This is a genomic window from Curtobacterium sp. KBS0715, assembly GCF_005938005.2.
In the GTDB taxonomy this organism is placed as follows: Bacteria; Actinomycetota; Actinomycetes; order Actinomycetales; family Microbacteriaceae; genus Curtobacterium; species Curtobacterium flaccumfaciens.
The window spans coordinates 1,166,164-1,187,928 of sequence record NZ_VCCA02000001.1 but is presented as its reverse complement, the minus strand read 5'-3'; the positions used below and the strand labels follow the sequence as shown (position 1 = coordinate 1,187,928).

Sequence of the window (21,765 nt, the reverse complement as noted above, 5' to 3'; positions counted from 1 at the left end):
CCGCGCGCGGACAGGAGGCCCGGATCACCGCAGCGGGTCTGCTGCGGTGATCCGGGCCTCCAGTCCGGTGCCCTGTTACGGACGTGCGCTGCGGCGGATGCCCGGCGCGACGCGGACCGCGATCCGTCGTCGGGTCACCAGGAGCACGCCCGCCAGCATGAGCGCGAGTGCCGCGAGCCCGAGGCCGACCAGCCCGGTCACGCCCGTGAAGGCGAGCTCGGTACCGTGCACGATCGCGGCGAGCCCGGTCGGGAACGTGACCGTGACGGTCGCGGTGACCGTCTGTCCCGCGCTGTCGGTGACCACGTAACCGACGAAGGTGGTTCCGGTGAAGCCGTCCCGAGGGGTGAAGACGACCCGGCCGTCGCGGATGGTCCACGTGCCCTGGTCGGCGACGACCACGCGGTCGGTCGGTGCGCCGGACTCGGGGTGGAGCAGGTGCAGCGTGCCGGGCTCGAACGTGGCGCCGCCGGTGGCGGAGTCGTTGTCGAGCGGATCCACGACGACCCGGTGTCCGACGATCCCGGTGGCGGAGTCGTCGGTGGCGACCGCCGCGGCGACCACGGTCATGGTCGCGGTGGCGGTTGCCGTCTGCCCCGAGGCGTCCGTCACCGTGTAGGTGAAGGCGTCCGTGCCGGTGAAGCCGGCGGCCGGGGTGTAGACGTACGCGCCGTTCCGTTGGATGGCGACGGTGCCGTGGGCGGGCTTCCGTGCCGGGGCCGCGGTGAGGCCGGTGCCCTGGTCGTCGGCGAGCAGCCCGTGACGGGCGTCACGGGTGACGGGCGTGCCGGACACGGTGTGCCCGGTGTCGTCCGCTGCGGCGATGCCGACCGTGATCGTGACGGTGGCGTCGACCTGCTGCTCCATCGAGTCCTGCGCACGGTACGTGACGGTGTCGGTACCCGAGAAGCCCTTCGCCGGCGTGTAGACGAACGTCCCGTCGGCGGCGATGGAGGCCGTGCCGTGACGGGCCTGACCCACCGCGACGACCGTCAGGGCGTCACCGTGGTCGTTGCCGAGCACGCCGTGGCCGACGACCCGGACCGTCTTGCCGGCCGTGGTCGTCGCCTTGTCGTCCTTCGCGGACGGGGCGACGTCGATGATGACGCGCGCGAACGCCGCGGTGCCGTCGGAGTCGTTGGCCGAGTACGTGAACCAGTCACGGCCGGACCAGTTCGACGTGGGCGTGTAGACGTACGAGCCGTCCTTCTCGAGCGACAGCTTCCCGTTGAACGGCTTCGTCTCCATGGCGGCCCAGAGCCCACGACCGGAGTCGCCGACCAGCACGCCCCTGTCGGCGGACATGCGCATGCTGCGGTTCGTCGACATGGTGTGCCAGTGGTCGATCGCGGCGACGCCGACGACGACCGTGACCGTCGCGGTCGAGGTCCGTCCGGCGCCGTCGGTCACCGTGTACTCGAACGTGTCCGCGCCGGAGAAGCCCTTGGCCGGGGTGTAGACGAGCGAGCCGGGCTCGGTGCCCTCGGTCACGGTGCCGTGCTCGGCGCGGCCGTGCGCGGTGACGGCGAGGCCGGTGCCGCGGTCGTTGCCGGTCAGGGTCGCGCCGCTGATCGGCAGCGCGGTGTTCGCCGCGGTGCGCAGGGCATCGGCGACCGCGGTCGGCGTGACGGTCACGGTGACGGTCGCCGTCGCGGTGCCGCCGGTCGGGTCGGTCACCGTGTAGGTGAACGTGTCCGTGCCGGAGAACCCGTCGGCGGGCGTGTACGTGACCGAGCTGGCAGCGGTCGCGCCGCCGTCGGTTCCGCCGGCCGTCGTGGCGCCGGTGATCGTGGCGGTGCCGTGGCCGGGCTGCGACACGGCGGTGACGGCCAGCTTGGTGCCCGAGTCGTTGCCGGTGACGGCGACGTCGACCGGGGTCGCGGCGCTCGTGGTCGCGGTGTCTGCGGCGGCCTTCGGGGCGACGATGATCGTCACGGTGCCCGTGGTGGACGTGCCGGAGCCGTCGGTGACCGTGTAGTCGAACCCGTCCGGGCCGGAGTAGCCCGGCTCGGGCTTGTACGTGTACGAGCCGTCCTCGTCGACCGTGACCTCGCCGTGCGAGGGCTCGGTGTGGTCGGTGACCGCCAGGTCGGTGCCCTTCCCGCCGTCGAGCAGGCCGGTGCCGGCCGGCACGGTGGTGGTGGCGTCGGCCTCGGCCGAGGTCGAACCGCCGCCGGCGACCGGGGTGACGGTGACCGTCACGGTGCCGGTGTTCATGGCACCCGACGGGTCCGTCACCGTGTAGGTGACGGTGTCCGTGCCCGAGAAGCCGTCCTTCGGCGTGTACGTGATCGTGCCGTCGTCGTTGCGGGTCGCGGTGCCGTTCTTCCCGTCGGTGACGGACACGACGGTCAGGCCGGTGCCGTGGTCGTTGCCCGTCAGGGCGCCGGAGGTGACCGTGGTGCTGCCACCCGCCGCGACGGTGACGGTGTCGGGCTCCGCGCCGGGGCGGACCGTGACCGTCACGGTGCCGGTGGTGGTTCGGCCGGCGGGGTCCGTCGCCGTGTAGGTGAAGGTGTCCGTGCCCGAGAAGCCGTCCTTCGGCGTGTACGTGTACGAGCCGTTCGCCGCGAGCTCGACCGCGCCGTGTGCGGGCTGCTGGTCGACGGCCGCGGTCAGGCCGGTGCCCCGGTCGTTCGCGAGCACGCCGTCGCCCTTCGCGACCGTCAGGGTCGACCCGGCCGTGGCGGTGGCGGTGTCGGCCGTGGCGCGGGGGCCGACGACGACCGTGACCGTGCCGGTGGTGGAGCGGCCTGCGGCGTCGGTCACCGTGTAGGTGAAGCTGTCCGTGCCCGAGAAGCCGTCGGCCGGGGTGTAGACGACACGGCCGGTGGCACGGTCGAGCGTGACGCTGCCGCGGGCGGCGCCGGTCTCGCCGGTGCCGGTGCCGGCGCCGTTGCCGGTGCCGTTGCCGTTGCCGGCGGCCCCGCCGGCGGTCACGTCGGTGATGGTCAGCCCCGTGCCCCGGTCGTTGCCGGTCAGGGTGGCGGCGTCGATCGTCAGCGCCTCGTCGGCCCGGGTCGACACCGTGTCGGCGGTCGCGACGGGTCGCACGGTGATCGTGACGGTCGCCGCACCGGTGGTGACTCCGCTGCCGTCGGTCACCGTGTAGGCGAACGAGTCGGTGCCGGACGTGCCGGCGGTCGGCGTGTACTCGACCGAACCGTCCGCTGCGACGACGGCCGTGCCGTGGGACGGACCGGTGACGATCGTGGTCTCGAGGTCCGAGCCACGGTCGTTGCCCTGCACGTCGATCGTCGCCGGTGTGCCGGAGTCGGTCGACGCGGTGTCGGCGCCGATGGTCGGGTTGACCGTGATGGTGACGGTCGCGGTGCTCGGCGAGCCGGAGCCGTCGACGGCCGTGTACGTGAACGCGTCGGGGCCGGAGTACCCGTCGGCCGGCGTGTACGTGAACGTGCCGGTGGCCTTGTCGAGCGTCAGCGCACCGTGCGAGGGGGACGTGTTCGACGCCACGGTGAGCCCGGTGCCGGAGTCGTTGCCGAGCACACCGGTCGCGCGGGTGCCGGCGATGACCGTGCCACCCGCGGCGACCTTGACGGTGTCGTCCTGTGCGGCCGGGGCGACCTGCACGGTGACCGTGACGGTGTCGGTCCCGCCGCTGCCGTCGGTCACGGTGTAGGTGAAGGAGTCGGTGCCGGAGAACCCGGCTGCCGGGGTGTACGAGTACGAGCCGTCGGGACGCACCGTCGCCGAGCCGTGCGCGGGGGCGCTGCTGCCGGTGACCGTCAGGCCGGTGCCCAGGTCGTTCGTCAGCACGTTGCCGGTCGTCGTCGACCCGGCCGTCGCGGTGACGGCGTCGGCCGTCGCGGTGGGCAGCACGGTGAGCCCCACGGTCGCCGTGACGGTCGCGCCGGAGCCGTCCTTCGCCGTGTACGTGAACGAGTCCGGGCCGGAGTACCCCTTGTCAGCGCCGTAGGAGAACGACCCGTTGGGGCCGATCTTCACCAGACCGTGCGACGGCTGGCCGTTGCCGGTCAGGGTCAGGTCGGACCCGCGGTCGTTCGTCAGGACGCCGTCCGCGGCGTTCACCTTGAGCACGGTGCCCGCGTGCACGCTGTACGCGTCGTCGGAGCCCTTCGGTGCGACGGCGACGGTCACGGTGCTGGTCGAGGTCTGCCCGGAGGAGTCCTTCGCCGTGTACTGGAACGTGTCCGAGCCGGAGAACCCGCCGGCCGGGGTGTACGTGTACGAGCCGTCGGCGGCGACCGTGGCGGTGCCGTGCGCCGGCGTGGTGTTCGAGACGACGGACAGGCCGGTGCCGCGGTCGTTCGCGAGCACGCCCGAGGAGGCCGGCACCGACAGCGCCGTGCCGGTGGGGGTCGTGGCGGTGTCGCTGCTGGTGGTGACGTGCGTGGCCTTCAGCGTGTTCGTGAAGGTGACCAGGACGTCGGTGCCGTCCGCGGTGGTGGCCGCCGGGAACGTGAAGGTCCCCGTGGTGCCGGTGCCGCTGGCGACGGTCGTGCCGGTCGTCTGGTCGACCGCCTTCCACGTGGTGTCGTAGTTCGCCAGGTCGGTGGTGCCCGCGGCGGTCTGCTTGACCGTGTAGTCCTTGTTCGGCGTCGTCAGGACCGCGCCGGCCTTCTGCGCCTGCACGCCCGTGGCGGAACCGGTCGTGGTGCCGGAGACGCCCGCGGTCGCCGGGTCGATGCCGCCCCCGCTGATGGCCAGGGCGAACTGGTCGCCGCTGCTCCAACGCTGGTCGACGCTCGCAGCACCGGTCACGGTGTCGGCGTAGTTGCAGCTCGCCAGGTCACTCGCGGCGTAGTTGCCGACGATGGGGAAGCTGCGGACCTCCTTGCCCGAGGTCGGGTCGAGCTGGTAGATCGTGGTCGTCGCCACGCTGTTGGTCGTCACGGTGTTCGAGACGTAGAGGTAGCCGTCCGACGAGAACGCGATGCCGGGGCTGTTCGTGCTCGCCGGCAGGGTCGCGATCTCGGTGGTGCTCATCGCCGTGGTGCCCGCGGTCGCCGGCACCTGGTCGACGTTGACGCGGTAGACCTTGTTCGCCGCGACGACGAAGAACAGGCCGCGCGAGCTGAACGCGAAGTCGCCGTTGGCGTTCGCGGTGTCCGCAGCGTTGCGCTTCGTGAGCCCGTCGATCTGACCGACCTGGCCGAGGTACTTGCCCGTCGACGGGTCGTACGCGCCGAGCCACCCGGTGTTGTCGCCGTAGTAGTAGATCCCCGTCACCGGATTGACCGCGCCCCGGATGACGGTGCGCGTCTTGTCCGTCGCGACCGGGTCGGACGCGACACCGGTCTTCGGGTCGAACTGCCGCAGGGTCGCGGTCTGGTTGTTCGACGCGGCGAACATCGAGACGCCCTCGCGCGAGATGCCGAGACCGTTGTTCGCGCCGGTGCCGAGGTTCGTGACGTCGGCGGTGGTGCCCCGCGAGGCCCCGGTGCTGATGTCGACCGCGACGACCTTGCCCGTGCCGTCGATCGCGTACAGCGTCTCCTGCGGGGTGCAGACCATGGCGCCGTCCTTCGTGGCGCTGACGGCCGAGGCCGGCGCGGCCGCGACGACCGCGGAGGTCGCGGTCAACCCGGTGCCCACCAGGAGCGCGGCTCCGAGCACGGCGACGGCGCGCAGGCCGGGTCGGCGGGTGGCACGGGTGCCGGCAGGACGGTCGGGACCGTCGGCGGGCACAGCGGTGCCCGGGTTCGTACGCTGCATGATCACTTTCGGGTCGAGACGATGCGGGCACCGAAACCGACCGGAGGATCAGGGAGAACGGTCGTTGGCGCCAGGTTGATCCTGGCAGTTCCTCGGGTTCTGATGGGGACAACCGGGGTCCCCAATAGGGGGGACCACTCGTTCAGGGGCCACGCCGCAGCCGGGCACCTGACCGCGCCCGGCACGGTCCGGTCGCGCCCCGGGCGCACGGAAGAACCCCCGCCGGCAGGCCGGCGGGGGGTCGAGGATCAACGAGCGATCAGCAGCGGATCAAGCGGTCGGACGGATGACGTCCGGCAGCAGCACGTGCAGGCGCTCGGCCAGGCGCGCCTTCGCTTCGTCGAGGGAACGGAAGTCCCCGACGTACGCACCGAAGGTGTCGGCGACGAAGAAGTGGCTGCCCTGACGGTCGACGGTGCCGCCGTAGTAGCCGCCGTAGTTCGCGACCCACAGGCCCGAGTCGGCCTGGGCCCACGAGATGCGGACCGGGGCTGCCTGCACGGGAGCCACGACCTGGGCCTCGATCTCGGCGATGACCTCGATCGTCTGGGTGTCCAGGGTCACCTCGGCCTGCTGGCGGTGGGCGACGGTCGTGCTCATGGTCCTGCTCCTTCGTGCTGTGCTGCGTGGTGCCGGTGGTTCCGGGTGGTGCGGGCGTCGCGGTCGACGCCGGTGGAGCTGGTGTCCGCTGTCGTCACTCGACCGGCCGGATGACCGGCGGGAGCATGACGTGGAGCTGGTCCTCGAGCTTGGTCTGCGCCTCTTCGAGGGAGGAGAACTCGCCCACGACGAGCCCGAAGGTGTCGGAGGCCACGTAGCGGTCGTCGCGCTTGTCGACGCTGCCGCCGAAGTACCCGCCGTAGCCGGCGATCCACTCGCCCTGGTCTTCCTGCACCCAGGTGACCTTGGCGCGCTTGGGACGCGTCGAGAGCGCTGCATCGGCTTCGAGGATCGCGATGGTGTCCACGGTGTCGGTGTCGAGGGTGACCTCGGCCTGCGTCGCGTTGTTCACGGTGATGCTCATGTCGCTCTCCTTCACGATCCGGGGTACATCTGCTGACACCAGAACGCTACGAGAAGTGCCGAGGGGATCGCCAGCCAGGCCCGTCGATTCACGGGTTTCGTCAATGCCATCCATCGGGCAGCCCCGGATTTCCGGGCAGGTGCGTCGCACTTCCGGGGTACAGCGCCAGGATCGGGGTACTCGTTTTCCGGATCGCCGCGATCGGGGGACGAGATGGTGCGGACACCTGCCTGGAGGCGCGACTCGCTAGCGTCGGCACGTGACCTCCGACAAGCCCCGCGTCGACGACCGCGCCCCGGCCACCTGGCGCAGCCGTCGGTTCGCGACGGGGTTGGCGATCGCCTACGGCGTCGCCCTGGTGCTCGTCGGGTTCTGGGGCTCCCCCGTCGACGCCGCAGGAGGCCCGTGGCTCACCCGGGTCCTCGAAGCCGCGCACCGTCACGGCCTACCGGAGCGCATCGACTACGCCGCCGTCGAGTCCCTGGCGAACGTGGTCTACTTCGTGCCGCTCGGCCTGCTCGTGGTGCTGCTCGCCGGTGCGCGGTGGTGGTGGGCCGCCATCGCCGCGGGGCTCGTCGTCAGCGCGTGCATCGAGACCGGCCAGGCGCTGTTCCTGCCCGCACGCACCGCGACCATCGACGACGTCGTCGCGAACGGCGTGGGGGCGGTCCTGGGGGCCGTGGCAGGGGTGCTGCTGCTCAGCCGGGCGGCTCGGCGGCGCTGACGACCATCCCCGCACACGAAGAAGCCCCCGGAGCAGATGCTCCGGGGGCTTCGTTCAGTGCGTTGAGACTCAGACGGACTCACGCTGGCGGCGGACCGAGCCGCGGACCAGCAGGAGGCCACCACCGAGGACGACTGCGCCGCCGGCGACCCAGAGGGCCAGGGCGGAGACGGTCGAACCCGTGAAGGCCAGCGTGCCGTCGGTGCCGTTGCCAGCGCCAGCGGCGGGAACCGCAGCAGCATCAGCCGGGGCGACGGTGAAGGCCGCGAAGCCGACGACACCCGACGTGGCGCCGGTGGCCGTCAGGTTGTAGGTGCCCGAGGCGCCCTGGGGGAACGTGACCTTGACGACGAGCGAGCCGTCCGAGGCGGCCGTGTAGGTCTTCGAGACGGTCGTGGTCGGCAGCGCGCCGAGCGTGACCGCACCGGCACCGGTGACCTGGACGTTGACGGTCTCGTTGTCCTGGAACGCACCCGGCGTGAAGCTCACGGCCGCGGTGCCACCGGCGACGGCAGTGCCGGAGACGGAGACGTCGGAGTCAGGCGTGTAGCCGGCGGCGTTGGCGACGGCCGGAGTGGCGAGCAGTGCGGCGCCAGCCAGCACCACCGCTGCGATGAGCTTCTTCATGAATGGTTCCCCTAAAGATCTGAAAATCCAGACCCTGACACCCAGAGCCCGCTGTCCGCCGGTGGTTGACCCCAGCCACAGAAATGGCGGTTGTTATGGCGAAGTTGTCTCAATCTAGCGGAGTTTCCCAGCTTGGTACCAGATCACGTGGATTTTGGTCATTGGTCGACGTGTGTTCATCCGCGTTCACTGCCCGCCGCACGGCCCTCCCGACGATCGATCGAGGCTTCAGATGCCAGAAACCCCAGTTGAGAGGCCCTCATGGTGAGGACCAGAACACGCTGTGCGTCAGATCAAGCGCCTTTGGACCCGGACAGGTTGGTCTTCTGCCCCTCGGAGTGGGGGCACTCCGCGGTTCGCTTTCCGGAGTTTCCGATGTCAGCCAGCGGCGAGCGGCTGCTCGCAGTCGAACGTGAGGGGCTTCGTCTCGGTCTGCCGGACACCGGGAGTCGAGTTCGCCTGCACCGCTGCCTTCGCGTACTTGGCCTCGCCGAGGAACGCGACGCGGTAGGTCAGGCTCTCGCCGGGGGCGAGCATGGTCTGCAGCTGGGCCACGGGGTGCCCGCCGTCGGTCGCCGTCTGCACGGCGGTCGTCTTGCCGTCCTTCGTGGCACCGAGGAAGATCGCGTCCTCGGGTGCGTACGCGGCGAGCAGGGTCTTGATCTTGCCGGGCTCGACGCCGAAGTCGCCGCCACCCGTCACGTACCGCGGCAGGCTCGTCGCGGCATCGGCCGGTGCCGTGTTCTTGATGGTGATCTGGACGACGGACGTCGGACGCCCGTCCTTCCGGCACACCGAGCTGCCGACGGAGACGCTCTTGTCGAGGTAGTAGTCCATCTTCGCGCCGGTGCCGTCGTTCAGGTAGACGGCGAACTGGCTCGAGTCCGCGGTCGCCGTCGGCAGCTCGCCGGCCACCGGTGTCCCGCTGATGCGGCGCTGCTCGGCCTTGTCCGCACTCCAGAGCCGCAGGCGACCCTCACCAGCGCTCTGGGTCAGCGCAGACACGAAGGCCTTCGTGTCGAACCCGCCCGAAGAAACCTTGGCGAACACCGCGCTGGCGGCGGACGCGAAGAAGGCGTCCTGCACCGCCGGATCGGGGTATTTGGCGTAGACGTCGCTGAGCAGCAGCTGCACCGCGTTGTCGGAGGTCAGAGTGTCTCCGGTCGGCAACTGCACGGGGCCGGTCGCCTTGAGGATGAAGCTGAGCGTCACCGGGTCCATGGCGAGCACGCCGTCCACCTGCTGGCCGAACTTCTGCTTCCACATCTCCCGCGCGAGCTTCGCCGACACGTCGAAGCGTGGCGTGAGGGTGACATCCTGCATGTACTCCCCGGTGATCTCCCCATAGAGCCCACGCGTGTCAGCCGTCAGTGGCAGGACCGGTTCGTCGTATGGCCCGAAGTCCCCGCTCGAGGCCTGGGATGACAGACGGAGCGAACCGTCCTTCGCGTCGAGCGCCGCCACCGCACCGGGGATACCTCCCCCGGCTCGCAGTTCGGCGTTGTTCTGGAAGAGCAGCAGGTACCGCCGCTGCCCGTCGTGGCCGAGCATGGCCGGCGCGAGCTGCACGATGCGGTTCGCCGCAACCGCCTGCTCGGACGCTGACGACAGCGCGTTCCGCAGCTGTCCCACGGCGGTGGTGACCGGCGACAGCGTTCCACTGGTGTCGATCCGCTCCGCATCGGTGCGTGCCTGCTGGAGCGTCTTCGTGGCCTCGGCGACCGCTGGCTGCGCGTCCTCGATCGGGTCAAGGTCGATCTTGCCGTTCTTCGGCGCGAACGAGTCCGACCCGAGCTTCCCGAGGACGCCGGCGACCGGACTGACGGCGTCGCTGGCCACATCGTCGACGATCACCGACACGTCGCGGACGGCCCGCAGGTTCGTCCCGAAGAACGGCACGGACTGCGCCGCACCCCAGACGGGGTCACCGGTCAGCGATCGCGCCGACGCTGCTTCGTGCTCGAGGCGGCGCGCCGTCTTCTGGGCGGCGGCGGTGTCACCGCCGGTCAGCTGGGACCGGAGGGTGTCCACGTCCCCGACGGCCCGCTCCAGGTGCCCCTTTGCGAGCATGCCGCGGACACCGACCCAAGCGACGGCGAGGATCAGCATCAGGACAAGGGCGAGGACGACCCACAGGACGATCCGGGCCCTGGACCCCCGGCGTGCTGCAGTGCGTCGCGACTCGGGCGCGTCGGACATGTGGCGATCCTACGGTTCCGCGCGTCCGACAACCGTCACTGACGGACGGAATCCGCGTGTTCGCGGTACCAGTCGATGGTGCTGCGGAGCCCGTCCTCGAGACCGATCTGCGCCGTCCATCCAGCGTCCGCCAGCTTCGACACGTCGAGCAGCTTCTGGGGGGTGCCGTCCGGCTTGGTGGTGTCCCAGACCGTCTCGCCCTCGAACCCGACGATCTTGCCGATCGTCTCCGCGATCTCCTTGATCGTCACGTCCGATCCGGTACCGACGTTGACCTGGTCAGGACCGTCGTAGCGCTCCATGAGATGGAACACCGCTGCCGCCATGTCGTCGACGTGCAGGAACTCACGACGGGGCGCCCCGGTCCCCCAGTTCTCCACCGTCGATGCACCGCTACGAGCGGCTTCGTCGTACCGGCGGATGAGCGCCGGCAGGACGTGGGAGCCGGTCGGCGAGAAGTTGTCGCCCGGGCCGTAGAGATTGGTCGGCATAGCCGAGATCCACGGACGGCCGAACTGCCGACGGACAGCCTGCACCTGGAGGATGCCGGCGATCTTGGCGATGGCGTACGCGTCGTTCGTCGGTTCGAGATGCCCCGTGAGCAGCGCGTCCTCGTGGATCGGCTGCTCGGCCATCTTCGGGTAGATGCAGGACGAGCCGAGGAACACGAGACGTTCGACGCCGTGCTCCACCGCGGCATCCATCACGTTGACCTGGATCTGCAGGTTCTCGCTCAGGAAGTCGTGCGGATAGGTGTTGTTCGCCATGATCCCGCCGACCTTGGCAGCGGCGAGCACGACGTGCTTCGGCTGCTGGTCCGCGAAGAAGGCGAAGACTGCGCCGCGGTCCTTGAGGTCGAGCTCGGACGAGGTTCGCCCGACCATGTCCGTGAAACCCTCCGACTCGAGCTTGCGCCAGACGGCCGAGCCCACCAGGCCACGGTGTCCAGCGACGTAGACGCGATCAGCCCGGTCGATCGGACCGGCGGTGAAGTCGGTCGTGGCCATCAGGAACCCCAGCTCTCGAGTCGGACGGTGTCGATCCACGGACGGCCCTCGTGCTCGAGCGCCGAGATGTCGGCGTCGACCATGATCCTCGCCAGCTCGGCGGTGTCGACGGTCGCCTCCCAACCGAGCTTCTCCTTGGCCTTCGAGGCGTCACCGACGAGGGCGTCCACCTCACTCGGTCGCAGGTAGCGCTCGTCGAACCGGACGTGGTCTTCCCAGTTCAGCCCGGCATGCGAGAACGCCGTGGTGAGGAAGTCCTTGACCGTGAAGTCGCCGCCGGTCGCCAGCACGAAGTCGTCCGGCTCGTCGACCTGCAGCATCCGCCACATGCCCTCGACGTACTCGGCGGCGTACCCCCAGTCGCGAACGGAGTCGAGGTTGCCGAGGTACACGTGGTCCTCGAGGCCGGCCTTGATCCGAGCGACCGCACGGGTGATCTTCCGGGTGACGAACGTCTCACCGCGACGCGGAGACTCGTGGTTGAACAGGATGCCGTTCACCGCGAACATGCCGTAGGCCTCGCGGTAGTTCCGGGTCACCCAGTAGCTGTAGACCTTCGCGGCGCCGTACGGGGAACGCGGCCAGAACGGCGTCTCTTCGTTCTGTGGCGGCGGGGTGGCCCCGAACATCTCCGAGGAAGACGCCTGGTAGAAGCGCGTGTGGATGCCGGACACCCGGACCGCCTCGAGCATGCGCATGGTGCCCACGCCTGTCACGTCACCGGTGTGCTCCGGCTCGTCGAACGACACCCGCACGTGTGACTGCGCCGCGAGGTTGTAGACCTCGTCGGGCTTCAGCTCGCTGAGCAGGCTGACGAGCCGCGCACCGTCTCCCAGGTCTCCGTAGTGCAGGAACAGCTTCGCGTCGGGGTTGTGCGGGTCCACGTACAGGTGGTCAATACGCGAGGTGTTGAACGTCGAGGCACGACGGATGAGTCCGTGCACCTCGTATCCCTTCCGGAGCAGCAGCTCGGCCAGGTACGAGCCGTCCTGTCCGGTGATCCCGGTGATCAAGGCCTTCTTGGGCAACTGGTTCCCGTCCTCACGTCGTATTAGTTCGACCGGGCGCCGTCAGCCGCTCGGTCTTGATCTTGCTGCGAAGACCGGTGCTCGGTCCGGTCACGATCTTGCGGATGAAAAACTTGTCCGAGGACGCTACTTGCCGCCAATCCTCCTCGGTGAACACCCGGATGAGAGTCGGATCGATTAGGTGGAGGTTGGCGTAGCGCCAGTTCCCCGGGCCCACGTAGTCCTCGAAGCCACTCGCCGGTGTCGCCGAAGCGAAGCGGGTGCGCATGATCAGGGACTGGTAGAACTTCTCCTCCGGGCAGAAGATCGCCGCGAAGTACCACTCGACCTCCGGCGTCACGAGCGCTTCCATCTCGCGGAGACACGCCGCTGTCACCGCGAAGTGCGTCCCGCCGTGACCGATACGAAGCCCGTCAGGAGGAACCGGGGAGCGCTTCGTGCTCAGGGGGCCGTCGATGAGTCGGATGATGCCGTTGCGGGCCTTGCGGAGGACTCGGTTGCCGGTCCGGGTTGACAGGAAACGCATGTCGCGGTGATGCCGTCGGTCGACCTGTCTGCGGTACTTCTCTTCGCTCGTGGAGATCTCGAACGCGCGAATGAACTGCCTCCCCCCGTGCTCCACGAGGTGGGCGACCAATTCGTCGACTGCTCGGAGCGGGTAGTCCGAGCCGGAGAGCAGGACGAGGTAGTCGTCGTCGTTCGCGAACTCGAGTCCCTTCCGCACGAGGGCTCGGATCGCACGGACCTGCGAGTACCCGCCCCAGTTGACCTGCACTCGGTCCTGCAGCATCCGGACGTTCGTGCAGTGCTCGACCGCGGCTGCGAACGGGGACAGATCGACCTTCGCGTCGACGTGGACGATCACTTCGTACGGTGAAAGCGCTTCGACGAGTTCCCGGAGGTGTTCCGCGTCCTGGAAGGTGTAGACGAGGAAGATCGGTTGCACGGCCGCCCCTTCGTCGTCCAGGGGTTCAGACCGGAACATCCGCCCTCCCGGCCCCTGATCGGCTGAATCTACCGTACGAGCGGCAGCGCGGTGGCCCGAACCGAGCTCGCTTGCGTCCTGCGGAGGTTCCGAGCCTCACGACAGGCTCTCGCCGCCACGCCCGAGGATCCCCCGGCGACGGAGGATCTCCAGTGGCGGGAAGGACCGACGCGTCGCGCCCACCCACACGACGAGGACGGCAAGGCCGACGAGGCCTGCGGCCACCCGGACCGGCCCGAAGCCGAAGTCGTGGACGAGCACCACGAGTGAGCCGTAGAGCACCAGGGCGAACACCGCTGGCTGCGCGTACCCGAGGGCGAGTTGCCGGAGGCCGAGCGCACGGACGCGGTGTGCCTGGACGATGTGCACCACGTGCCGACCGATCATCGCCGCGATGAGCGCGAGGAGGGCGAAGACGTACTGCTGATGGACCACGACCATCGCGACACCGACGGCGCTGAGGACGAACGCGACGGCTTCGGACAGCCAGATCGCCTTGAAGAGCGCGGCGGCCTCGAGGGCGCCGGCGAGGAGGATCATCAGCGGCTGCACGGCGCCCAGCACTGCGAGCAGCGGCAGGATCTGGCCGGCGAGTTCCCAACCCGGCCCGAGCGCGAGGCGGACGACTTCCGGCCCCACGCCGGCGATCACAGCACCGACCGGCAGGGTGAGCCATGCGACGAGGGTCAGCATGTCCAGCCACGCGGCTCTCGCGGCGGACTTGCCAACCTCGTAGCGACGGAACTCCGGGTAGATCACCTGCATCAGCGCGTTCTGCAGCTGCGAGAACGGGATCGTCGACAGGACGTCAGCCCGGTTCCATGCGCCGAGCACGCCGGCTCCGACGAACTGGCTGACGCTCCATCGTGGGGCGTTGCCGGAGATGTACTGGAACACGGACACCGCGACGAGCTTCGTGCTGAACTGGACGTTGTCCGATCGGAGGGCGAGTCGGCCGGGGAGCAGACCGCCGCGGAGTCGGGTGACTGCCCAGAGCAACGTGCCCCATTGCCCGACGATCGCCGAGACGGCCAGGGACTCGGGGCTCCGAAAAACGAGTACTGCAGCCGCACCGACGATCATCCCGACGACGTTGGCGGCGAAGGTGGCGATCGCCATTTGGCGGAAGACCCCTTGGCGGCGCAGCAAGCCAGTACTCAGGCTGAGGAACGGCATCACGAGCGCACTCGCCGCGAGGAGTCGCACAGCGCCGGAGGCCTGCGGTGCGCCCCAGAATGCACTCCAAAGATCTGCCGTGGCGAGGGTGAAGAGCGCCGCGGCCACTCCCAGGAGCAACGCGTAGGTGGCGAGGGGTCGTGTCGACGACCGCTCCGCGTCCGGCGCTCGAGCAGCTGTCTGCGACAGCCCACCGGACCCCAGCAGGTTGACGAGCGCCGCGATCGACAGCGCGACGCTGTACGCGCCGAAGACCCCGGGTTCGGCGAGCCGCGAGGTCAGCGCTGCGTACGCGAGTTGCACAACGACCGTCAGGAGTTGCAGCCCGTACACCCACGAGGCCCCGGCCATGAGGCGCCGTCCGTTCGATGTCACGAAGCGGCACCGGAGATCAGGCCGTCGAGTCGAGCGGCGTCGAGCTCTTGGCCCGCCTGGTACGCCATCCAACGACCGGTGTCCGGGATGTGGTGCCACCAGGGGACGCGGGCGATCACGGGGGCTCTCGACACGAGCGCGGCGAGGAACCCGAAGGAACTCGGAGCCGCCACGACGACCCGTGCGGCCGCGATCTCGATGAAGTCTTGGTCGCGCTCGCCGCCGTTGGAGATCGTGACCCCGATGGCGTTGAGGTCACGCAGGTCTGCTGCATCGCCCGAGGTGAAGAGCCTGACCGGCATGTGCGCGAGCGCGGGAACGGTCCTGATCTCGGCGATCAGCCGTTGGTAGTAAGCGAGACCGATCCAGCGATCAGGATGTGATTCCGGCCCGATGTCTCCACGTCGTGCGTGGACCGCGATGTAGTCCGCGTTCGCCTCGATCTGTCTGAACTGTTCACCGAGGTACCCACCGAGGAGGGCTCGACGCAGCGGCTCGGCCGCCGGCGTCTGGTCCCAGCGACGCTGGTCCACCGCCAGCCGTCCGACCCACGGTCGGCTGGAGCGGGAGGCGACCCGACTCGTCGCCCGCTGGAGCGCAGGAAGCGCCCAGTCCTCGTACTCGAACCCGGTCGCTGCGATGCGACGCTCGACCACAGTTTCAGAGGGTGCACCGGCCGTCGACCGTGCCAGGTCGAAGAGCCCCTTCGTGTCCTTCGTCACGTCCCCGCCGAGGTAGGGCACTCCGAGGTCCGCGGACCACAGGTAGCCGGCGATCCACGTTGACAGCTGATGTCCGAGATCCGGGTATGGGTCCACACGGACGCGGAGCCCGAGCAGGTTCCGCGGCGGCACCCATCCGTCCGGTGGCGTCGCATCACCACTACCACGCTGCAGGTCTCGCGCGTTCATGCCCCGTTCGATCCGGAGGGATGCGCGCAGCGGAAGCGTCCTGATCGGCCCGATCCTCATGCTCGACCTCCCCGCTCAGCTGCCCACACGGACCGAGCATCACCCGGATCGATCCACTGCGTGCGCCAGTTCATCATCTGGACCATGAGGTCGTCCTGTCGGAAGTGCTCCGCTGCGAACTCACGCCCGGCTGCGATGGCTCCGAGCCGGTCTTCCGTCGTGGTGTCGGCCAACACACGCTCGACGGAACCGATGAGCGCCTCGGGAGTCCGACCGCGCACCAGGAACCGGCGGGTCTGCGCCGGGAAGAGCTGGTCGTAGCCGGGGTGGTCGGTCGTCGCGTGGATGGATCCGGCGGCGAGCGAGATCGGCAACCGGTTGGAGAAGTATGACGCTTCGGATGCGAAGTGGTCCCAGTTCGCGCTGACCCAGCCCGAGGTGATTGCTTCGTCCTGCGCTTCGAAGGGCACGGGCCCCTTCGCTGTCGGGCCGTCCCAGCCTCTTCCGTACACAGCAAGTCGTTCTCCGAAGTGCTGCTGCATCAGTTCGACGAACCGGATCCGCTCGCGCCAGTCCGGCAGGCCCCTGAACCGAGGTCGGTTCCGGTTGGCGACGATGACGACGTCGTAGGGACGGTCCTGGCGAACCGGACGGTCGAAGTTCGAGGTCCTGGTCGGTTCGTAGGCCGACGGGATCCAGCGGACGTTCGCGCTCCCCGCTCGCCGGAAGTTGTCGCTGAACACGCCGCTGCCGACCGTGAAGACGACGTCCGCAACCCGTGCTGCTGCCCGTGCCTCGGGAGGGATGGGATGGAGGCGCCTCGAGTAGGGGTCCGCCTCGTGGTATATGAAGTCCCGCGGGCAGGCCTGACGCAGCGATGCGAAGTGCTGTCGCCGCAGGCCGGTGTGGCCGAGGTGCTGCATGAGCAGGATGTCCGGCTGGAAGTCCGTCACCCGTCGGACGAGCTCCTTCCGATGAGCTTCGGCGTCGCCGCCGTTCCGGATCGCGTCGAGAACGCTGAAGGTCGCGAGCTCGGCGACCTGGCCCGCTCGTACCAATGATTCCAACGGGTCACGGAAGCCAAGTTGGCGGAAGCCGCCGAACTCGTTCGGCACGTAGAAGATCCGTGGGGAGGGGTCAGCCATCGGCCCTACCCATCGCCGGATCCTCGGCGAGCCGGACACCCCGGCGGCGCAGCGCGTGCCAGTGGACGGTCAGTTCTCCTTCACCGAACCGCGGTCCGAGCGCTCGCGCCGGGTTCCCCGCGACGACGGTGTTCGGCGGCACGTCCCGAGTCACGACCGAACCAGCCGCGATGACGGAGCTGTCGCCAACGGACACACCGGACAGCACGATCGCGCCGAATCCGATCCAGACGTCACTGCCGATCGTGGTGGCGGTGCTCAGGGCGGGGGTGTCTCCGACCCAGGGCGTCGCAGTGATCGGCACACCCACGACTGACATGTCGTGATCGCGTCGGCCGACGATCGCCGCTCGGTTCGCGATCAGCACACCGTCCCCGATGCTGCCGTCGACCTCGATGCGCACGTCTGAGCCGAGGTGGACGTCCGAGCCGATCGTCAGGGACCTCGGAGCCCAGAGTCGGACCCGTGCGCCGAAGCGCAGATCCTCTCCACAGGACACGGTGGTCGGGAGGGAACTGAACCAACGTCGCCGTCTGATCGATGCAAGTGCCCGTCGGATCACTGCGCAGACCTTCTTCGTCGAGTGGTGACGGCTCGGTAGACCTCGGCGTACTCGGATGTTCCCCTGGCCGCGCGGAAGTCGATCGTCGGAGCGCTTCCCGCTCCGGCTGACTCGCGGAGCCGTTCGGTCCATTCTGCCGGTTCCCGGCTCCCGAGCGCCACGACGCTTCCCTGCCCGGCAGCCCACCGGAGTCCTGGGACGTCGGACACGACGGCGGGGAGGCCGACGACCAACGCTTCGGCGAGCGCGACCGGCATGCCCTCGTGACGGCTCGGCATGGCGAACACACGTCCGGCGAGGAGTGCCGCTGCCGGATCGCCGACCCCGCGACCGGCCAGGAGGCCCACCTGGTCGAGTCGCTCGAGGAGTTCCCGTTCCGCCGGTGCCACGTCGTCCTCGGAACCCACGTGCACGACGCTGAGGTTGCCGAGGAGCGCGGCCTCGAGGACGACTTCGTGGCTTTTGATCTTCGAGCAGTTCCCGACGATCACGATCGGAGCCGTGGACGGCACCGACGCCTGCGCACGCTGTGCGGCGATCTCGAAGAAGCGGTCTTCCACCCAGTTGTAGATCACTCGGACTCGTCGCCCGAAACGCGCTTCGTTCGCCGCCACGTCCGGGCTCGGCGCGATCAGCGCATCGACCAGGCGATCGGCGATGAGCGCTTGCGCGGCACGCCGGAGGAACCATCGGCCGCGCGCGTCGAACACGTTGTGGATGGTCCGCACGACGGGCATGCGCCTGTTCGACCTGCGGACCGCGAGCACGGTCTGCAGGTAGCGGCCTTCGGTGTGGATGTGCACGACGTGGGGGTCGACCTCGGCGAGGAGACGGTGCAAGACCTGTCGCCCTGCCGGGGTGTGCAACGCGCTGTCGGTGGTGTGCACGGAGTAGCCGGCATCTCTGATCGCACGCTCGAAGGGATGGTTGCGGCCAACGCCGAAGACATGGCCCTCGACGCCTGCCGAGTCGAAGCCGCTGGCCCCGGAGACGAGCATCCGTTCCATGCCGCTCGGCCGGAGTTCTCCGAGGACGTGCAGGACTCGCGTCCCGGGCGTCATCCGTGCACCGGGAGGCGACGGGAGCGGCCGACCACGGGTGTCTCCGTCGAGATCGCCTCTGGGAAGTCGCGGTCCAAGAACGCCAGTGCGAGCGGCAGACACGTCCACCACTGCCACGAGTAGGTCCATCCGTAGACCAGGAAGCACACGAGCAGGGCGGTCACGAAGACGTCTCGGTTGGCCCGCAACCCGGCGAAGAAGCGTGGCAGGAAGATGACCAGCATCGCGCCGAGACCGACGAGTCCTTCTCGCAGGTACACCGTGACGTACCAGTTGTGCGGAGCGAAGACTACCCAGCGGCCGACGCCCTCGAACCTGCCGTAACCGTGTCCGAAGGGTGCTCCGAAGAGGACGGTCATCACGCCTTCACCCATCGATTGCACGATGAGGCCGATCCAGCTCGTGAGACGGGCCGAGTACGTCCCCGTGTTCGATGCCGATCCGGCGAACTCGGCGACAATGCCGCTCGACGACGACTGCGCTGCCGACACCAGGATCCCCCCGATCAGCAGCGTTCCGAAGAGCAGCACGAGCGTGTGGCGAAGTGCACGCGGTCCACGCACGAGCAGCACGAGGGCGACCGCGAGGGCGGTGAGCCAGACCGTTCGTTGCTGGCTGACGATCACAAACACCATGAAGAGCCCGAACAGCCAGACCCAACGCGCGCGGGCGTCGCGCTGCCAGAGCCGGAGAGCAAGGACCGCACAGATCGTGAGGAGCAGCGCCTGCCCCGACACCAACGGGCGCCCGGTCTGGCTGAGCTCTCCGCTGACGAGCACGAAGTCCGCGGTCCCACCCAGCCCGTACCGCGCGACGTGGTAGACGCCGACGACGCACAAGCCGATGCCCTGCACGATGACGAAGAACTTCTCCGCGTAGACGATCTCGGCTTCTGGCCATGGCCGGGTCACCGCCCAGAACAGGATACCGAGCACGTACAGGAACCCACGGGCTTCATTGACGGCCACGCCGAGTCCGAAGGTCGCGATGCCCTGCACGAGCGAGAGCGCAAGCACCGCGACGAGCGCTGCGCCCGCGATGACCCCGACCGGCTGGAAGCGCCGGACCACAGCTCGAGCGTCGAGCAGTGCTGCGGTGATCAAGCTCACCGCGAGCCCGTCACCGAGCGTGATGGTCGTGCCGCCGAAGGTGCCGATCGTCCCGAAGTTCGGGTACTCCCACGCCGTCACGGCGTACAGGGACACGATCCAGTACACGACGCGCGGCTGCATCCGTACGAGCCCGACGGCCAAGACCAGGAAGATGGCCGCGACGACGAGGAACAGCAGGGTGGTCATCGGCGTCTCCCTCTGCTCATCGCGGCGCGACGAAGGGTACGAGCCCACCAGAGCGCGTAGGACGCGGCGTAGAAGAACCACCAGGACCGCGGGTTGTGCCGACGAAGGTACCGACGAAGCGAACGAGGATTACCCGCCCCCTTCTGCCCGGTGTACGAACGCCAGGCGGCTACGACGGACGGGTGGGACACGGCAGGGTTCCGGCTGCAGTACCCCGCCGTCCCCCCGATCACCCAGATGGGAATGCTCTTCGCGGTCGCGCGCATCCCGTAGTCAACATCCGCGTACGCGTGGCTGAAGCCTCCGTCGATTGGACCGACCGTGCGGGCGACCTGGATGGGCATGAGCACGATGTTGCCGTTGAAGGCATCGACCCGCTCGGCTGCGCTGGCAGCATCCGGCGGCTGGACCAGCGCGAACGCCAACGGGTGGGGTCCCTCGCGTCGGAGTCCGCCGTAGGTCAGTGCGCCCGAGACGGGGTCCACCGTGCTTCCGACGAGGATCCCCGCCTGCGGCTGCGGTGCCGCTTCGAACAGGGAGCGGAGACCAGAGCGCTCGAGCAGGACGTCGTCGTTGAACCAGAGCAACCAGTCGTCGTCCCGGACATCGTCACGGGCCAGCACTGCGGCCTCTGCCGTAGCCATCGACCGGGCCCAGAACGCCGAACCGTCGCCCCGCAGGACCGTCAACCGATCCACGACCGCGGTCACCCGCTCGATCGTGTCATCCGACGAGCCGTCGTCGAACAGCGTCACGTCGTACTCGACGCCCACCTCGGAGATCGCCTCGTGGAGCGACCGCAACGCGGCCGCAGTGCTGTCGGCCCGGTTGTGGCTCGCCACGATCACGTGCAACTCACTCATCGTCGTCCTTGATCGCTGCGTTCAGACCGTCCTGGAAATGATGCGCCATCTTCTCGACGGAGTACTCCTCGGAGACTCGGTGGCAACGCTCTTGCATGGTCACGAGCTCCTGCCGGTCGCGCAGGAGCCGCACGACCGACCGCGCAGCGTCCTCGACGCCATCGGCCACGACGCAGGTCCGGCCCGGCTCGAGGTACCCGAACTCTGGTCCGTGGAGCGAGGACGCGAGTGTGACGATGGGTCGACCTGCGACGAGGCTGTCGAGCGCGACCAGTCCGACGCGTCCGGGCAGCAGAAGCAGGTCGCTCTCGCGCAGCAGCACCGCCTTCGCGGCTCCGGTCACCGCACCGCGGTAGTCGAGCCACGCGAAGCGGGCCGCCGCGGACTCGACCGCGGGGCGAAGCTGTCCGTCGCCGCCGACCACCAGGCGGAAATCCGGATCCGCGCGGTGCGCAGCCTCTCCGATCGCGATCAGCTCGACGATCTTCTTGCTGTCGTCGAGGCCGCCGATGAAGGCCACCTGACCCTCCGCGTTCGTCGCATCGACGGCCGCGAGCTCCTCCCGAAGCTGCCGGACGTCGGTGCTGTTGTGCAGGACGGTGGTTCGCTGTGGGTCCCGGCCGATCGCGGCAGCCCACTCGGCACCTGCCGGCGTGTAGGCGAAGAACCACGTGGCCTTCCGCGTGATCAGGCGGCTGTACAACCGCTCGAAGCGGGACGGGACCTTGACGACATCGGCACCGTGGCCCCACAACGCCGTCTTCCGCGCTGTCTGGTTCCAGAGCAACAGCAGCGGCAGATCGAGGTTCCGTCGAGCTTGCTCCACGACGATCAGGTCCGCTCGCCACACGTCGCGCGGCAGCACGCGGAGGGTCAGCCGTTTCCCGAACAGCCGGAGCTCCCGCTGGCGGATCCTCCGCAGCCACGGCCGCTCCTGCACGCCGTCCCGGCGCTGAGCGAGCGCGCCGGCCGGGTTCCCGGCGAAGACGGTGAGCTCGTCGCCCCTTTCCGACAGCGCCTCGGCCAACCGGTCGAACAACGGCGCACGGTACTCGGGGACGTACTCCTGCACGATCGCAAACG

Annotated in this window: 17 protein-coding genes; 1 reads left to right on the top strand and 16 read right to left on the bottom strand. The window is 69.2% G+C overall.

The window, feature by feature from the left end; all coding sequences use genetic code 11:
* Positions 1-75: 75 nt before the first annotated feature.
* The 3 genes from FFG40_RS05770 to FFG40_RS05760 form a co-directional block, all read right to left on the bottom strand.
* The gene (locus FFG40_RS05770) at positions 76-5,697 is read right to left on the bottom strand and encodes an Ig-like domain-containing protein (protein ID WP_138802553.1); all 5,622 of its coding nucleotides are present in this window, start codon (positions 5,695-5,697) and stop codon (positions 76-78) included.
* A 270-nt stretch (positions 5,698-5,967) separates the two neighbouring features.
* Complete coding sequence (locus FFG40_RS05765; RefSeq protein WP_138802552.1) at positions 5,968-6,297, bottom strand: hypothetical protein; 330 nt, start codon at positions 6,295-6,297, stop codon at positions 5,968-5,970.
* Between the two features lie 94 nt (positions 6,298-6,391).
* A complete protein-coding gene (locus FFG40_RS05760; protein WP_027465011.1) occupies positions 6,392-6,721 on the bottom strand; it encodes a hypothetical protein in 330 nt (109 codons plus the stop codon).
* Positions 6,722-6,980: 259 nt separating this feature from the next.
* Between FFG40_RS05760 and FFG40_RS05755 the strand changes: the two genes are divergently transcribed.
* Entirely contained in the window at positions 6,981-7,445 is a 465-nt protein-coding gene (locus tag FFG40_RS05755; RefSeq protein ID WP_138802551.1) for a VanZ family protein, read from the top strand.
* Between the two features lie 69 nt (positions 7,446-7,514).
* Here FFG40_RS05755 and FFG40_RS05750 read toward each other — a convergent pair whose 3' ends face one another.
* From FFG40_RS05750 to FFG40_RS05695, 13 genes are all read right to left on the bottom strand, one after another.
* Positions 7,515-8,072 carry a hypothetical protein gene (locus FFG40_RS05750; protein WP_111056811.1) on the bottom strand — a complete coding sequence of 186 codons (558 nt, stop codon included), beginning with the start codon at positions 8,070-8,072 and terminating at the stop codon, positions 7,515-7,517.
* A gap of 378 nt (positions 8,073-8,450) precedes the next feature.
* On the bottom strand, positions 8,451-10,271 hold the full coding sequence (locus FFG40_RS05745) for a DUF4012 domain-containing protein (RefSeq protein WP_138802550.1): 1,821 nt from the start codon (positions 10,269-10,271) through the stop codon (positions 8,451-8,453).
* 35 nt (positions 10,272-10,306) lie between these two features.
* Positions 10,307-11,278 (bottom strand): GDP-L-fucose synthase, encoded by a 972-nt coding sequence (locus FFG40_RS05740; RefSeq protein ID WP_138802549.1) that lies wholly within the window; start codon positions 11,276-11,278, stop codon positions 10,307-10,309.
* On the bottom strand, positions 11,278-12,306 hold the full coding sequence (gene gmd, locus FFG40_RS05735) for a GDP-mannose 4,6-dehydratase (protein WP_111053820.1): 1,029 nt from the start codon (positions 12,304-12,306) through the stop codon (positions 11,278-11,280). The genes FFG40_RS05740 and gmd overlap by 1 nt, the downstream gene beginning before the upstream one ends.
* Positions 12,307-12,319: 13 nt before the next feature.
* Positions 12,320-13,252 carry a beta-1,6-N-acetylglucosaminyltransferase gene (locus FFG40_RS05730; protein ID WP_185974104.1) on the bottom strand — a complete coding sequence of 311 codons (933 nt, stop codon included), beginning with the start codon at positions 13,250-13,252 and terminating at the stop codon, positions 12,320-12,322.
* A gap of 135 nt (positions 13,253-13,387) precedes the next feature.
* Positions 13,388-14,842: an oligosaccharide flippase family protein gene (locus FFG40_RS05725; protein ID WP_138802547.1), complete on the bottom strand. Its 1,455-nt coding sequence runs from the start codon at positions 14,840-14,842 to the stop codon at positions 13,388-13,390.
* The gene (locus FFG40_RS05720; RefSeq protein ID WP_138802546.1) at positions 14,839-15,753 is read right to left on the bottom strand and encodes a hypothetical protein; all 915 of its coding nucleotides are present in this window, start codon (positions 15,751-15,753) and stop codon (positions 14,839-14,841) included. Before FFG40_RS05720 ends, FFG40_RS05725 begins: the two co-directional genes overlap by 4 nt.
* A gap of 56 nt (positions 15,754-15,809) precedes the next feature.
* Entirely contained in the window at positions 15,810-16,898 is a 1,089-nt protein-coding gene (locus tag FFG40_RS05715; protein WP_138802545.1) for a glycosyltransferase, read from the bottom strand.
* The gene (locus FFG40_RS17370) at positions 16,891-17,301 is read right to left on the bottom strand and encodes a DapH/DapD/GlmU-related protein (RefSeq protein ID WP_302473317.1); all 411 of its coding nucleotides are present in this window, start codon (positions 17,299-17,301) and stop codon (positions 16,891-16,893) included. The genes FFG40_RS05715 and FFG40_RS17370 overlap by 8 nt, the downstream gene beginning before the upstream one ends.
* A 155-nt stretch (positions 17,302-17,456) precedes the next feature.
* Positions 17,457-18,521, bottom strand: a complete 1,065-nt coding sequence (locus FFG40_RS05705) for a glycosyltransferase (RefSeq protein WP_185974103.1) — start codon at positions 18,519-18,521, stop codon at positions 17,457-17,459.
* Positions 18,518-19,819 carry a hypothetical protein gene (locus tag FFG40_RS17050; RefSeq protein WP_185974102.1) on the bottom strand — a complete coding sequence of 434 codons (1,302 nt, stop codon included), beginning with the start codon at positions 19,817-19,819 and terminating at the stop codon, positions 18,518-18,520. The genes FFG40_RS05705 and FFG40_RS17050 overlap by 4 nt, the downstream gene beginning before the upstream one ends.
* A complete protein-coding gene (locus FFG40_RS05700; protein WP_138802543.1) occupies positions 19,816-20,682 on the bottom strand; it encodes a glycosyltransferase family 2 protein in 867 nt (288 codons plus the stop codon). Before FFG40_RS05700 ends, FFG40_RS17050 begins: the two co-directional genes overlap by 4 nt.
* Positions 20,675-21,754, bottom strand: a complete 1,080-nt coding sequence (locus tag FFG40_RS05695) for a glycosyltransferase (protein WP_260678904.1) — start codon at positions 21,752-21,754, stop codon at positions 20,675-20,677. The genes FFG40_RS05700 and FFG40_RS05695 overlap by 8 nt, the downstream gene beginning before the upstream one ends.
* Positions 21,755-21,765: the final 11 nt, after the last annotated feature.